The sequence below is a fragment of the Pelobacter propionicus DSM 2379 genome (genome assembly GCF_000015045.1).
Lineage (GTDB): Bacteria > Desulfobacterota > Desulfuromonadia > Geobacterales > Pseudopelobacteraceae > Pseudopelobacter > Pseudopelobacter propionicus.
The window spans coordinates 3504285-3519152 of the sequence record NC_008609.1 but is presented as its reverse complement, the minus strand read 5'-3'; the positions used below and the strand labels follow the sequence as shown (position 1 = coordinate 3519152).

Here is a 14868-nt window from a genome sequence, read left to right as displayed (position 1 = left end):
CCGGATTCATCCGTATCCTTGTCATCCCTTGGGGGTATGGCACACTTGTCTTCTATGAAAAAAACAACGGGGAAAATTCTGGTTACCGGCGCGACCGGCTTCATCGGCAGGCGGCTGACAGTGGCGCTGGTGCGACAGGGGTACAGCGTGCGCTGCATGCTGCGCAGGGATGCTCCAGACCTTCCCCGGGAGGCGGAGCAGGTGCGGGGCGACATGCTGGAGCCTATGACCCTTGACGCCGCCCTGGCGGGAATCGACACCGCCTATTACCTGGTGCACTCCATGACCGCCGGCAGGAGCGGCTTCGAACAGCGCGATCGCACGGCGGCCGAAAATTTCGTGGAAGCGGCCAGTCGGGCCGGGGTGCGGCGGGTGATCTACCTGGGAGGGTTGGGCGAGACCGGTGACGAGCTGTCCGAACACCTGAGGAGCCGCCTGGAGGTGGCCCGGATCCTGGCCAAGGGAACGTTTGCCACCACCTTTCTCAGGGCAGCGGTGATCATCGGCGCCTCCGGTGCATCCTTCGAGATGGTGCATTATCTGGTGAAGCGCCTGCCGGTGATGATCACGCCGCGCTGGGTGACGACCCGCTGCCAGCCCATCGCCGTGGACGACGTGATCGCCTATCTCACCGGCTGCCTGGAGGACGAACGGACCGCCGGCAAGACCTTTGACATCGGCGGTCCGGAGGTGCTGACCTACCGGGAGATGATGGAGCGCTTCGCCCGCATCCTGGGGAAGCGGCTGTACATCCTGGCGGTGCCGGTGCTGACCCCCAAGCTGTCGTCCTACTGGGTCGCCCTGATAACCCCGGTGCCGCCGTCGGTCTCCATGCCGCTCATCGAGGGGTTGAAGAACGAGGTCGTTTGCCGCGAGAACGCAATCCGCCAGATTCTGGCGATCCCGCTCACCACCTATGACAAGGCTGTGGCCAGGGCGCTGGCGGAGTTGAAGTCGTAGGGGCGCAACATTCGGTTTCACGTCCCTTCCCTTTCAGGGGGAGGGGGCTGTTTCGGTTACACGGTTTTTCTCACCACCGCCCGCCGCTGATGGCGGGCTGATTCAACTGCTCACAAGGAGGCATCTGACATGAAAAAGATTGGCGTTATCCTTTCCGGCTGCGGCGTACGCGACGGCAGCGAGATCCACGAGGCGGTCCTGACCCTGCTGGCCATAGACAGGTGCGGTGCCGAGGCGGTCTGCATGGCACCCAACGTGGAGTTCCCCGAGACCGATCACCTGACCATGCAGGAGACCGGCGCCATGCGCAACGTGCTGGTGGAGTCGGCACGCATCGCCCGCGGCAACATCCGCGACATCAAGGATGTCAAGGCGACCGACCTGGATGCGGTGATCCTGCCGGGCGGATTCGGGGCGGCCAAGAACCTGTGCGACTTTGCCGTCAAGGGGGCCGCCGCGACGGTAAACCCCCAGGTTGCCCGCCTGCTGAAGGAGATGGCGGCTGCCAGAAAGCCCATCGGCGCCATCTGTATCGCCCCGGTGGTGATCGCGGCCGTCCTGGGCAAGGAGCTGGCCCCCAGCGTCACCATCGGCAACGACGCCGGAACCGCAGCCGAGATAAGCAAGACCGGGGCCGTGCACCAGGAGTGCCCGGTGACCGGCGTCATCGTCGACTGCGAGAAGATGATCGTCACCACCCCGGCCTACATGCTGGCCAACCGCATCTCCCAGGTGCACGAGGGTATCGGCAAGTGTGTGAACGATATCGTCAACATGATCTCCTAGAACAGCGGAGGAAGGGGCCGCCAGACCGTGGCGGCCCTGCTCACGGGAACAGCCATTGACTACGTTCGCCCTGCTCATTCTCTTCGTTGTCGAGACCGCCTTTGCCTACTGGTTGCGCCACATCAACCTGGAGCATCTCAAGCGCCACGGCATGGCCGTTCCCCCTGGGTTCGAGGGGGCCATCGACGAAGAGAAACTCCGCTCCAGCACTTCCTACACCCTTGACTCCAGCCGCCTGGGGCTGTGGGAGTCGCTCTTCAACAACCTGCTGCTGATCCTCTTCCTGTTCGGCGGCCTGCTGACGCTGCTGGATGGTTTCGTGGCCGGCCTGACCCCCCTGCTCATGACCCACGGCATTTTCTTTTTCGTGGCCATGGTATGGGGACAGGCGGTGCTGGACATCCCCTTCGACCTCTACGGAACCTTCCGCATCGAGGCCCGCTACGGTTTCAACACCACCACCCCGCGGCTCTGGCTGGTGGATTTCCTCAAGTCCCAGGCCATCGGCACGCTGCTGCTGGTGTTTCTGCTGGGTGCTGTCTTCTGGCTGATCCAGTGGAGCCCCGGCCGCTGGTGGGTATGGGTCTGGGGTTTCATGGCCGTTTTCAGCCTGTTCATGATGCTCATCTCCCCCTATGTGGTCGAACCGCTGTTCAATACGTTCGAGCCGGTAACGGAAGAGGGGCTGGAGGACGAGATCCGCAGCCTGATGGAGAAGGCGGGGCTGAAGGTGGGGCGGGTGATGCAGATGGATGCCTCGAAACGTAGCAGGCACTCCAACGCCTATTTCACCGGCATCGGTAAGGTGAAGCGCATCGTGCTCTACGACACCCTGATCCGGCAGATGAGTCATGGCGAGATCGTGGCGGTCCTGGCCCACGAGATCGGCCACTGGAAGAAGGGGCATGTGTGGAAGCGCCTGCTCTGGGCGGAACTGATGGCGCTGGCCGGATCATGGCTCTTCTTTCAGCTGCTGAACTGGCCGGGATTGCCCGGTCTGCTGGGGTTGCCCCTATCCATTTCGCTGCCGGCCAGAATGGTCGTGGTCGGCTTCCTGGCGTCGCTGGCGCTGTTCCCGTTTGAGCCTCTCAGCGCCTGGTATTCGCGCCGACACGAACGGGAGGCGGACCGCTTTGCCGCCGATCTGACCGGAAAGCCGCACGACCTGGCCTCGGCCATGGTCAAGCTGTCGGTGGAGAATCTCTCCAACCTGTTCCCCCACCCCCTGTATGCCTGGTTTTACTACTCCCATCCACCGGCAGTGGAGCGAGTGCGGACGCTGCGGGAGATGACGGAATCCTCTCGGCGCCAGTCCTGAACGGACGCCAGCCACGGTCCTCGGCTTTCCGGGGGGCTCCCCCGGGTCTGTGCCGGGATTATATCCGTTGACATAACCGTGGAGTTTGGCTAATCTTTCAGCTGGTTTAAGCTGCGCCACTTCCCCATTCCGGTCCCGAGAACATGAAGCTTTTTCTACGAACCGTACTCCGCATCGTCATCTGCTCCCTGATGGTTTCCGCTCTTGCCGGCTGTTCCGGCGATGGTGACGGGCCGCTCTTCTATGAGTCCAAGCGCAAGGGGGGGGAGGCCGAGGCCCCGGTCAAGGATGTGCCGGCAGATATGCTGGCCACCCAGAAGGCCTTCAGTCAGGTCGCGAAGAAGGTCACTCCCTGCGTCGTCAACGTCTCCACCGTCGGCAAGAAGATGGCTGTCCAGCCTTTCTTCCAGATGTCGCCTCTGTTCGAGGACTTCTTCGGCGGCCCCCAGTACCGTCAGAACAAGAGCCTCGGTTCTGGTTTCATCATCAGCAGGGATGGCTACATCGTCACCAATGAGCATGTGGTGCGCGACGCCGAGAGCATCCAGGTGAAGCTCTCCAACGACAAGGTCTACGACGCCAGGGTAGTGGGCAGCGACCAGAAGACCGACATTGCCGTGATCAAGATCAATGCCGGCGATCTTCCCGTTGCCGTGCTGGGTGATTCCGACAAGCTGGAGGTGGGGCAGTGGGCCGTTGCCATCGGCAACCCCTTTGGCCTGGACCGCACCATGACCGTCGGCGTCATCTCCGCCACCGGACGCTCCAACGTGGGTATCGAGACCTACGAGAATTTCATCCAGACCGACGCCTCCATTAACCCGGGCAACTCGGGGGGGCCGCTCTTGAACGTCCATGGCGAGGTGATCGGCATCAATACCGCCATCGTGGCCGCCGGACAGGGGATCGGTTTCGCCATACCGGTGGCCATGGCCAAGCCGATCTTCACCCAGTTGATCAACAAGGGGAGTGTCAGCCGGGGGTGGATGGGGGTGACCATCCAGCCGGTCACCGAAGAGTTGGGGCGGTCCTTCGGATTGCACCAGGCCAAGGGCGCTCTGATCAGCGGGGTCGTGGCGGGCAGCCCAGCCGACAAGGGGGGGCTGCGCCAGGGGGACATCATCACCGCCTTTAACGGCACCGAGGTCAAGGACCCCGCCCAGCTTCAGCGCCTGGTGGCCGAGGCGGGCATCGGCAGGCCGGTCAGGGTTACCCTGTTCCGCAACGGCAGGTCGCTGGAGCTGAGCATGACGCTCGTGGCGGCCGAGTCGGCAGCCCAGGCCAGGAGAGGCGCTGGCGGCGAGCGGCACCAGGTCCAGGCCGATCCGCTGGGGCTGGTGGTGGAGGATATGGATGGCGCAGGCGTGGTGGTGGCCGATGTGATCAATGGCGGTAGTGCCGCCGATGTGGGCATCCGCCCCGGAGACCTGATCGTCTCCATCAACCGCAAACGGATTGCCACTACAGCCGAGTACCAGAAGGCGATTCGCCAGGCCCAGGGGGGGACCCTGATCATTCTTGTCCGTCGGGGCGATTCAAGCATCTATTTCGCCCTGAAGAGCAGATAGTGCAAGCAGCCGTGCATCACTAATTTCGCACAAGGAAAGAGCAGCCATGAACTTGATCGACAATCCTGAACAGGCCAAGCGCCTTGCGAGAGCCATCATCTCCGATGTTGCCATCTACAACAAGGAGAAGGTGGAGAGCGGCATCAAGAACGACGATATTTTTGAAACGCTTCAGGAACAGCTGGAGGAGGGACGACAGCACTTCTTCTCGCGGGTTTCTTCCGACCTGAAGCCGGAGCAGATCTTTGATCTGGCGGTGGTGGACGTGCTGATCAAGCGGGCCGGCAAGATCGAATCGTCCATCTGGTAGCCGGGGCAACGATTCCCGCGGCACATGGATAGGGGCGCACCTCTGCGTGGGGTGCGCCTTTTCTGTTCAACACCAGGTGGGGGGCTCCTCTTCCGTGGTGTCCGGAATGGCAGGTGCGGCAGGCGAAAAAACACTCCCCTCCAGGCGGGGGCAAACGTGTTTCTCCCTTTTTCCGCCAGATGTGACAGTTTTTTCCTTGTAGCGCGATGCGTGCCTCCACTGCCCGGGGGGCGTATCGTGCTGATTCGAGACAGAGAGGATGGATGTAATGAACCTGGTATTCCCCGTGGATTCCGAGCCGGTCAGGCTAGACCTGTTTCTCAGTAGCCAGTTGGCCAGCGAGACCCGCTCCACCATTCAGCGCCTGATCGAATCCGGCAACATCATGGTTGACGGCAGAGAGGTGCGCCCCTCGCTCAAGCTCAAGGGGGGCGAATCCATCTCGATACAGCTGCCGGAACCGGTTGCTGCCAGGCCGCTGCCCGAATCCATACCGCTGGAAGTGCTCTACGAGGACGGGGATCTGATCGTGATCAACAAGCCGGCCGGCATGGTGGTGCATCCGGGGCCGGGCAACAGCTCCGGCACGCTGGTGAATGCCCTGCTGGCCCACTGCACGGATCTCTCCGGCATTGGTGGGGAACTGCGCCCCGGCATCGTGCACCGTCTGGACAAGGGGACATCCGGGGTGATGGTGGTCGCCAAGAACGACCGCAGCCACCAGGCGCTGTCGGCCCAGTTCAGCGTGCACTCCATCAAGCGCATCTATCAGGCTTTGGTCTACGGCAGCCCGCAACAGGACTCGGGGAGGCTGGAGGGGCAGATCGGCCGCCATCCCACGGACCGGCTGCGGCGCTCGGGCCTGGCGCGGCAGGGGAAGCATGCCGTCACCCGCTGGCGGGTGCGCGGTCGCTACGGCCGAATTTGCCTGATGGAGCTGCGGCTGGAGACCGGCCGGACCCACCAGATCCGGGTGCATATGAGCGAGGCCGGCTTTCCGCTGCTGGGCGACCCGCTCTACCCCGACGGCGGGCGCTTCAACAACCTAACCGACCCCAGGTTGCGCAAACTGATCACGACCCTGGCCAGGCAGGCGCTGCATGCCCGCACCCTGGGGTTTATCCACCCTGCCAGCGGCAACTACCTGGAGTTTTCCGTTGATATGCCGGCGGACATGGCCGCCCTGCTGGAATACCTGGAGGGGTCGCCCCTGTAGCCCTTTTCGGCTTGCCCCGTGCCAGTTCCTGGCCATTGTCCCTGGCAGGCGGAGGGGGCGAAATCGTATTCTGCTTGAATTCGTCCGCCGGTCTGCGCTATTTTTCCCGGGCAACGAGTGCCGGAAGGTTCCCATGCAGGCACTGAAACAGTGCCGCGGGAACACGAGAGGATATGAACATGGAGAGAAGAGCGCCGTCATCCGGCGGCGGGAAGGGCCTGCTCAAGGTGGTCCTGCTGTGTGTCGCCACCTTGGCCGTCATATCCGCCCTGGGGGCGGGCGGGTATCTGTTTTATCTGCTTTCCCGCCTTCCCAGGGTCGACCGCCTGGCCGACTATAAACCGCCCATCGTGTCACAGGTGTTCGGCGACGATGGCAGCCTGGTGGGTGAGTTCTATCTGGAACGGCGCATCGTAGTCCCGGTGGACCGGATGCCGCGCAAGCTGATCCAGGCCTTTGTGGCCGCCGAAGATGCCAGCTTCTATTCCCACCGGGGGATCGATTACTTCGGCATCCTGCGCGCCGCGTTCAAGAACGTCCTCTCCATGCGTAAAAAGGAGGGCGCCTCCACCATCACCCAGCAGGTGACCAAGTCCATGCTGCTGACCTCCGAGAAGAAGTTCTCCCGCAAGATCAAGGAAGCCATCCTGGCCAAGCGCATGGAGGAGAAGCTCACCAAGGACGAAATCCTCTATATTTACCTCAATCAGATCTATATGGGTGCGGGGGCCTATGGCGTGCAGGCCGCGGCCGAGACCTATTTCGGAAAAGATGTTGATCATCTCAACCTGGCCGAGATGGCCATGCTGGCCGGTCTGCCCAAGTCGCCCAACGCCTATTCGCCCATCAAGCATCTGGAAAAAGCCCGGGAACGCCAAGCCTACGTCCTGGACCGGATGGTCAAAGAGGCCTACATCACGCCAGCCGAGGCGGAACATGCCCGGAACACCCCGCTCTCCATCCATCCCATGAAGAAGGTCAACAATGAACAGTCGGCCTACTTCCTGGAATACCTGCGTATCCAGCTGGAGGAACGCTATGGCGAGGACCAGCTCTACAAGGGGGGGCTGAAAATCTACACCACCATGAATGCTGCCATGCAGCGTGCCGCCTACGAGAGCCTGCGGGCCGGCCTCAAGGCGGTGGACAAACGCCAGGGGTTCCGCGGGCCGCAGAAGTATCTCCAGGCGGACGAGGTGGATGCTTTCTGCGCCAATGTGGAGGCGGGGATCGATTCGGCCGTGCTCAAGACCGGCGAGACCTACCAGGGGGTGGTGGTGGGCGTGAACCCGGCCAGGGGAGAGGCCAGGGTCAGGGTGGGGGAACGCACGGGGATTCTCAGTAGAAAGAACATGGCTTGGGCTGGCCGACTGGCTCTGGTCAACGGCTATGACCAGCCCCGCAAGGGGCGTAAATCCCTCTGTCTCGGTTCGGTGATCGATGTGGCGGTGGTTTCGCCGGAGATCGACAAGCAGGGTGCCCAGTTCAGCCTGGACCAGACTCCCGATGTGCAGGCGGCCCTGGTGGCCATTGATCCCCGCAGCGGCGGTATCAAGGCCATGGTCGGCGGCTATGACTTCAGGAAGAGCCAGTTCAACCGGGCCATGCAGTCCAGGCGTAATGCCGGTTCGGCCTTCAAGCCGATCATCTACGCTGCCGCCCTGGACAAGGGCTTTACGCCGGCCACGGTGATCGAGGACGTGGAGGTTGAATATCCGGACGGTTCCGGTGGCATCTGGAAGCCGAAGAACTACGATGGCACCTTCAGGGGGCCGGTAACCATGCGCGAGGCCCTGACCAATTCCATCAACATCGTCAGCGTCAAGATCATGGATCAGATCGGCGCCTCCTATGCCGCCGACTATGCCAGGAAGTTCGGTTTTACCAGCCCCATTTCCGCTAACCTGGCCCTGGCACTGGGAGCAGCCTCGGTCTCTCCCCTGGAGTTGACATCCGCCTACGCTGTCTTTGCCAACAAGGGGGTCTCCCTGCCCAGGTCGGTGATCACCAAGGTGACGGACAATGACGGCGTGGTGCTCCAGCAGCAGGATTCGGTTCCGGTGGCGACTCCGATCCTGTCACCCGAGAACGCCTACGTTATCACCAACCTGATGCAGAGCGTGGTGTCCAGCGGGACCGGGCACCGCGCGTCCATCGTCGGCCGGCCGGTGGCCGGTAAAACCGGCACCACCAATGACTCCAAGGATGCCTGGTTCGTCGGCTATGTCCCCCAACTGGCGGCCGGGGTCTGGGTTGGCTATGACCAGGAGCGCTCCCTGGGGGCGGGAGGGTCGGGCGGTCAGGCAGCCGCCCCCATCTGGGCGGAATTCATGCAGAAGGCGGTGTCCGAGTTGCCAGTGGAGGATTTTGAGGCTCCGGAGAATGTCACCTTCGTGCTGATAAACCCGCGCACCGGCAGGCTTGCCCGGGAGGGAACGCCGGGCGCCATCATGGAGTGCTTCGTCAAGGGCGCCGAACCGTCCAGCTATGACGGTGACTGAGGCTCCGCGTCCCCTCTGTCTGGATCCGGAGTAAGAAAGCAAAACGGGCGCCCACGAAAGGGCGCCCGTTTCTGTTCGTGGCATACCGGTCGGTGCGCGGCCGCGTCTCAGAGGCTCACATCCTCGGCCAGTCCCTCCCTGCGCTTGACCACCGATTCCACCTTGTTCCAGTCCACTAGGTCGGCGATATTCCGTCGCTCGATCAGTTGCCGTGCCAACGCATGCAACTCCACCCCCCTGCCGTAGGCATCGTGGTGCACCTCCAGAAACACTCGCCCCTCTTCGGTGACCGCCAGCTTGACCGGCTGGTAGATGATCTCGCCCGGCGTATTCACCCTGACCTCGTTGAAAAAATCCTTCATCTGCTCCGGATAAACCCTGATGCAGCCGTGGCTGGCAAAGCGGTAGATCGAGCCCGGCCTGGTGGTGCTGTGAATCAGGATGCCGGGCAGGGAGGTTTTTATGGCGTATTTTCCCAGCGGGTTGCGGGGGCCGGGGGGGACGACGGTTTTTACGTCCTTTCCCCTGGCCTCCATCTCCGAGCGGATCGAGCGCGGTACGTACCAGGTGGGATCCGTTTGCTTGGCCACGACCCTGAATTTTCCGGTGGGCGTCATCCAGTCGTAGGTTGCTCCCTTCTGGGGCTGCCCGAGCGCAACGGGGAGGGACGTGGTCAGCTTCCCCTCCTTGAAGTAGTACAGGGTGCGATCGGGGATATTGATGACAATGCCATGGGACATGCGGCGGGGAATGATCTTGCGGTTGTTGTATTTCAACTTTTGCCCAGGTTTGACTGTCGTTGCCGACGCAAGCCTGTTCATCCTGATCAGGTGCTGCTGGCTCACGCCCAGTTTGGAGGAGATCAGCCTGAGCGTATCGTGCTTCCTGACGGTGTAGAGTGACGTGCGGCCGACGAGGTGTTTGGATACGGTGCTGTCCGGGATGAAATCGTTTTCCGCCGGCCTGTTCGCATCTGCTTCAGCGGCGGCTTGACCGGTGGGCTCTGGAGAAGAAAGCTGCTTGTCGTCTGCCTGGGCGGGAGGTTGGTCAGGCGGGGGTAAAGGGGCGTTCTTCTGTCCCCGCTCTGCCAGGGAAGAGAACAGAACTCGGCTCTTCTGGATGCAGAGCAGATAGTAGCGCTCTGCCATGTCGCGGTTATTGCTCTGCTGATACTCCTCGGCAGTTGTGAATGACTCCGTGATGCTGGCGAGTTCTCCGGATCGTTCCGGGGAAATGGCGGCCCGCTGCAGGGTGGATAGCGCCGTGCGTGCGTTTTCACGGGAATCCGCGTTGCAGGGCGTAACCGAAAACAGGATGGCTGTTCCTGCTACGGCAAGGAGTCGCGCCCCCCTGAGCCGGAATGTGGTCAATGTTTGGTTGGAGATCATGGTGGAAGCATATCTACATGAAGTCGCGGAAACAAGGCAACAGGATATTTCATGCCGCGTTCCTTCGAGCGTGAATTCATGTTGCCCGCATCTGTCCGTCACGGCGCATGGGCCATGGCCAGCGGGTACCGGCACAGTCTCTCCCTCCCCCTGTGTAGTTGTTTCACCGTGTGGATTGGTTGTTTTGTGAGTGCGGTTTGTGTCGGAAAGGGTACTGCTTTTTAATAGTTGCTTGACTTGTCCGTTGATAATGTGTATTACTGTTTCCGCTTTTTGGCTGGTGTTTTCTTTGTTTTTTTGTGATCGCTGAAACCGCATTTCTTTTTTGTGCGGTTTGTGTCGGGGCTGAGATTTAAACGGCAAGGATGAGTGACTGATATGGATATGAGCCCGTACTTTTCGTTTTTTCTGTTTCTTCTGGCGTCGGTCGGTTTTGTCGGTTTGATTGTCGGTCTGAACGCGCTTCTGGGTCCGCGCAGCGAGCCGAGCGCCATCAAGCTGGAGCCGTTCGAGTGCGGTTCCAACCCCCTGCAACAGCGCAACGTCCGTCCGCTGTCCATCAAGTACTACCCCATCGCCATCTTTTTTCTTCTGTTCGATCTGGAAGCCGTGCTTCTGTTCATCTGGGCGGTATCCGCCGGCAACCGCGACATGGCCACGCTCTCGTTGTTCTCGTTTCTGTTTTTCATGGGCGTGCTTTCTTTGGCATTCATCTATATCTGGAAGGAAGGTGGTCTTGAATGGCGATGATGGAGTATCTGACAACCCGTAAGGACGAACTGATCGGCTGGGTCCGCAAGTTCAGTATTTTCCCCTATCCTTTCGTCACCGCCTGCTGCGGCATGGAATTCATGGCCGTTGCCTCCACCCTGTACGACACCGACCGTTTCGGTGCCGCGCTTCCCCGCTTTACCCCCCGTCAGTCCGACCTTTTGATGGTAGTCGGCACCATCACCCACAAGGAAGCCCCGGTCATTAAAAGAGTCTACGACCAGATGTGCGATCCCAAATGGGTCATGGCGTTTGGCGCCTGCGCCACCAGTGGTGGTGTCTATCGCAACTACACCGTGCTTCAGGGTGTGGACCGGATCATCCCGGTGGATATCTACATCCCCGGCTGCCCGCCGCGCCCCGAGATGGTCATCGACGCCATCATGAAACTGCAGGACAAGATAGCCGGCGAGCGCCACCCGATCTTCCCGTACGAGAAACAGAACCCGGTACCGGTCTGATCCCCCGCATTACCCCGCGGTATCAACGCAGATACACGCTTTCCTCTCCGGCGTTTTGCCGGACTGGGAGAGTTACGACATAGGGGAGGGTTTTTGCGCCTTAGGCGTCTCCTCCTTTGGTACCTGAACCGTTATTTGCGGACATAAGAGAGAACTCCATGGTCAACGAGACAATACGCACCACCGTCAGTGAGTTGTACGATCGATCCTGGGACAGTCACGGCATGCTGGTCCTTGAGACCGACGCCGGCCGTATCCTTCCCCTGATCACCCGCCTGAAGCGCTCCTTCTACTTCGATCTTCTTCTGGACATAACCGGCGTGGACTATCCCGAGCGGGACCCTCGCTTCGACGTCGTCTACCACCTGTACAGCCCGCGCAACAACGTGCGGGTCAGGATCAAGGTACCGGTCACGGAAGCCGAGCCCAACGTCCCGACCCTAACCGGCCTGTACGGTTCGGCCCGCTACATCGAGCGCGAAGTGCACGAGATGTACGGCATCGTCTCCATCGGCAACGACGACCTTCGTCCGATCCTTTTGTACGAAGGGTTCGAAGGCCATCCCCTGCGTAAAGACTACCCCATCGACAGGGAACAACCCATCGTCGAATATCGGAAATAGGTGAACAGCGTGGAATACAAATCCCCGGTACGATCAAACCTGGAACAGACCGCCGACCCGAACCATGTTCTGGTCAACATGGGTCCCTCCCATCCGGCCACCCACGGCACCATACAGATCATCGCCGCCCTGGACGGAGAGAGAGTCGCCAAAGCCGACATCCACTGCGGCTACCTGCACCGTGGCTTCGAGAAGGAATCGGAGCACCACACCTACCACAAGATCATCCCCTTCACCGACCGTTTGAACTACTGCTCGGCCCTGAACAACAACTTCGCCTACGTGGAAGGTGTGGAGAAACTCTTAGGCATCGAACTCACGCCGCGCTGCATCTACCTGCGCACGCTCCTGGCCGAATACAACCGGGTCGCCGACCACGTCACCTGCGTTGCTGCCACTGTCATGGAAATGGGCGCCATGACCGCGTTTTTGTACCTGATGACCATCCGCGACTATATCTTCGAGCACTTGAATCAGCTCACCGGCGCGCGCCTCACCTACTCCTTTGCCCGTGTCGGCGGCTTAAAGAACGACCTGCCCGACGGCTGGCTGGAGCGGCTGGAAGAGATCCTGCAGTTCACCGAGAAGTACTGCGGCCGCATCCACGGGCTTCTGGACCGTAACCGCATCTTCATCGACCGTACCCGCGACGTGGGCGCCATGAGTCCCGAGCACGCGCTCAACTGGGGCTACACCGGCCCGATCCTGCGCTCCACCGGCGCCAAGATCGACATCAGGAAAGACAACCCGTATCTCGCCTATGCCGACCTTGACTTCGAAGTCCCCGTCGGTATCAAGGGGGACAACTACGACCGTTACTACGTGCGCATGCGCGAGATCGACGAATCAATCTCCATGGTCAGGCAGTGCATGAAGAAACTTCCCGACGGCCCGGTCAACATCGACGACCGCCGGATCATGTATCCCACCAAAGACAAGGTCTACACCAAGATCGAATACCTGATCAGCCACTTCAAACTGGTCATCGACGGCATCCAGGTACCTGCCGGCGAAATCTACGTAAGCCACGAAGCGCCCAACGGCGAGCTCGGCTTCTACCTGATCAGCGACGGCAGCGGCCGTCCCTACAAACTGCATGTCAGAAGTCCCAGCTTCGCGCACATGGGTGGCATGCACACCCTGCTGGAGGGATATCAAGTCGCCGACGTCATCGCCACCTTCGGCTCCATGAACATGATCGGCGGGGAGTGTGACCGATGAGCTGTATAGAAGAGAAATTCGCCCAATTGCGCGCCACCTACCCCAAGGAGCTGAACTCCTCCCTGGTCATGCCTTTCTTAAGGATCATGCTGGACGAGAAGAAGAGCCTTGGCGAGAGCGACGCCGTCTTCATCGCCAACTACCTGGGTCTTCCGGCCATGCAGGTCAAAGAAGCGCTCACCTGGTACACCATGTTCTACCGCCACCCGGTGGGCACGCACGTCATCAAGGTCTGCCGCAACATCGCCTGCTCCCTCATGGGCGCCGAGCGGATCATCGACCACCTCTCCCAGAAACTGGGTATCAAACCGGGCGAGACCACCGCTGACGGCCGTTTCACCCTGCTTCTCGTCGAATGCCTGGCCTCCTGCGGCACCGCCCCGGTCATGCAGATCGACGACACCTATCACGAGCAACTGACCGAAGCAAAAATCGATCAGATCTTGAAGGGGCTTTCATGACAAGCGAGAGAATCTTCTTCAATTTCCCCGTAACCGCCGACTCCCATACGCTTAAAGCGTACCAGGGGCGTGGCGGCTACCAGGCCCTTGAGAACGCCCTCAAGACCCTGCAGCCCATCGACGTGGAGAAGGAAGTCATGGCATCGGGTCTTCGTGGCCGCGGCGGCGCCGGCTTCCCCACCGGCAGCAAATGGTCCTTCGTCAACAAGAAGGCCCCCGTCGTCTACCTCTGCTGCAACGCCGACGAAGGGGAGCCGGGCACCTTCAAAGACCGCTGGATCTTCGAGCACAACTCCCACCAGCTCATCGAAGGGATGATCCTGGCCGCCTACGCGCTTAACGTCAGAAACGCCTTCATCTACATCAGGGGTGAATTCGACCTCTCCTTCAGAAGGCTCATGGACGCCATGAGTGAGGCCTACAAAGCCGGCTACCTGGGCGAGAACATCCTGGGCAGCTCCTTCTCCTGCGACATCCGGGTCATGCAGGGTGGCGGCGCCTACGTCTGCGGCGAGGAATCCAGCCTTTATACATCCATCGAAGGCTTCAAGGGCTACCCGCGCAACAAGCCGCCCTTCCCGGCCGTGCAGGGCCTCTACAAAGCCCCCACCGTCGTCAACAACGTGGAGACCTTGGCCAACGTTCCCTGGATCATGACCAACGGCGCCAAGGCCTTTAGCGCCATGGGCACCGAGAAGCACCCCGGCACCAAGATCTTCGGCGTCTCCGGCCACGTCAAAAAACCGGGCCTGTATGAACTTCCCCTGGGCTACCCCTTAAAGAAACTGATCTTCGAGGAGTGCGGCGGAATCCTGAACGGCAAAGAGCTCAAAGCCGTCATCCCGGGCGGCTCCTCCACCCCGATTCTCTTGCCCCAAGACGTGGAGACCGCCAACCTGGATGCCGAATGCCTCTCCACCTACCGCACCATGCTCGGTTCCGGCGGGGTCATCGTCATCGCCGAAGGGGTCTGCATGGTCAGACTGCTGCACACGCTAAGCCGCTTCTACGCCCACGAATCCTGCGGCCAGTGCACCCCCTGCCGCGAGGGAAGCGCCTGGATGAACGACATCATCAGCCGCATCGTAGCTGGCAAGGGAGTCAAGGGAGACCTGGAGAGTCTGGAGCGGATCACCAAGGGCATCATGGGCAACACCGTCTGCGCCCTGGGCGACGCCGCCTCCATGCCGGTCATAAACTTCATCACGAAATTCAGAGCGGAATTCGACTACTACATCGAACACGGTCGTTCCATGAACGACGGTCGTTTGGAAATCTGAAGGC

At 60.9% G+C, this 14868-nt stretch carries 14 protein-coding genes; 13 read left to right on the top strand and 1 reads right to left on the bottom strand.

The genetic code is table 11. The annotated features are described in order from the left end of the window. Nucleotides 1–54 precede the first annotated feature (54 nt). The 7 genes from PPRO_RS15930 (at nucleotide 55) to PPRO_RS15900 (ending at nucleotide 8659) form a co-directional block, all read left to right on the top strand. On the top strand, nucleotides 55–960 hold the full coding sequence (locus tag PPRO_RS15930; protein WP_011737013.1) for an NAD(P)H-binding protein: 906 nt from the start codon (nucleotides 55–57) through the stop codon (nucleotides 958–960). 129 nt (nucleotides 961–1089) lie between these two features. Beyond that, nucleotides 1090–1746 (top strand): isoprenoid biosynthesis glyoxalase ElbB, encoded by a 657-nt coding sequence (gene elbB, locus PPRO_RS15925; RefSeq protein WP_011737012.1) that lies wholly within the window; start codon nucleotides 1090–1092, stop codon nucleotides 1744–1746. A 55-nt stretch (nucleotides 1747–1801) separates the two neighbouring features. Beyond that, nucleotides 1802–3064 (top strand): M48 family metallopeptidase, encoded by a 1263-nt coding sequence (locus tag PPRO_RS15920; RefSeq protein WP_011737011.1) that lies wholly within the window; start codon nucleotides 1802–1804, stop codon nucleotides 3062–3064. A 143-nt stretch (nucleotides 3065–3207) separates the two neighbouring features. Beyond that, nucleotides 3208–4632, top strand: a complete 1425-nt coding sequence (locus tag PPRO_RS15915) for a Do family serine endopeptidase (protein WP_011737010.1) — start codon at nucleotides 3208–3210, stop codon at nucleotides 4630–4632. A 46-nt stretch (nucleotides 4633–4678) separates the two neighbouring features. After that, nucleotides 4679–4942 (top strand): hypothetical protein, encoded by a 264-nt coding sequence (locus PPRO_RS15910; protein WP_011737009.1) that lies wholly within the window; start codon nucleotides 4679–4681, stop codon nucleotides 4940–4942. A gap of 259 nt (nucleotides 4943–5201) precedes the next feature. Continuing rightward, a complete protein-coding gene (locus tag PPRO_RS15905) occupies nucleotides 5202–6158 on the top strand; it encodes an RluA family pseudouridine synthase (protein ID WP_041532380.1) in 957 nt (318 codons plus the stop codon). A 179-nt stretch (nucleotides 6159–6337) separates the two neighbouring features. Next, on the top strand, nucleotides 6338–8659 hold the full coding sequence (locus PPRO_RS15900; RefSeq protein WP_011737007.1) for a penicillin-binding protein 1A: 2322 nt from the start codon (nucleotides 6338–6340) through the stop codon (nucleotides 8657–8659). 107 nt (nucleotides 8660–8766) lie between these two features. Here PPRO_RS15900 and PPRO_RS15895 read toward each other — a convergent pair whose 3' ends face one another. Beyond that, nucleotides 8767–10047, bottom strand: coding sequence for a L,D-transpeptidase family protein (locus PPRO_RS15895; RefSeq protein WP_049759769.1), 1281 nt, complete (start codon nucleotides 10045–10047; stop codon nucleotides 8767–8769). A 378-nt stretch (nucleotides 10048–10425) separates the two neighbouring features. Here PPRO_RS15895 and PPRO_RS15890 point away from each other — a divergent pair, with 378 nt between their 5' ends. The 6 genes from PPRO_RS15890 (at nucleotide 10426) to nuoF (ending at nucleotide 14864) form a co-directional block, all read left to right on the top strand. After that, nucleotides 10426–10797, top strand: a complete 372-nt coding sequence (locus PPRO_RS15890; RefSeq protein ID WP_011734572.1) for an NADH-quinone oxidoreductase subunit A — start codon at nucleotides 10426–10428, stop codon at nucleotides 10795–10797. Further along, complete coding sequence (gene nuoB / locus PPRO_RS15885) at nucleotides 10788–11279, top strand: NADH-quinone oxidoreductase subunit NuoB (protein WP_011734573.1); 492 nt, start codon at nucleotides 10788–10790, stop codon at nucleotides 11277–11279. The genes PPRO_RS15890 and nuoB overlap by 10 nt, the downstream gene beginning before the upstream one ends. Before the next feature lie 158 nt (nucleotides 11280–11437). Then, entirely contained in the window at nucleotides 11438–11902 is a 465-nt protein-coding gene (locus tag PPRO_RS15880) for an NADH-quinone oxidoreductase subunit C (protein WP_011734574.1), read from the top strand. Between the two features lie 9 nt (nucleotides 11903–11911). Beyond that, on the top strand, nucleotides 11912–13123 hold the full coding sequence (nuoD, locus tag PPRO_RS15875; protein ID WP_011734575.1) for an NADH dehydrogenase (quinone) subunit D: 1212 nt from the start codon (nucleotides 11912–11914) through the stop codon (nucleotides 13121–13123). Further along, nucleotides 13120–13584 (top strand): NADH-quinone oxidoreductase subunit NuoE family protein, encoded by a 465-nt coding sequence (locus tag PPRO_RS15870; RefSeq protein ID WP_011734576.1) that lies wholly within the window; start codon nucleotides 13120–13122, stop codon nucleotides 13582–13584. Before nuoD ends, PPRO_RS15870 begins: the two co-directional genes overlap by 4 nt. Continuing rightward, a complete protein-coding gene (gene nuoF, locus PPRO_RS15865; RefSeq protein WP_011734577.1) occupies nucleotides 13581–14864 on the top strand; it encodes an NADH-quinone oxidoreductase subunit NuoF in 1284 nt (427 codons plus the stop codon). Before PPRO_RS15870 ends, nuoF begins: the two co-directional genes overlap by 4 nt. Nucleotides 14865–14868 lie beyond the last annotated feature (4 nt).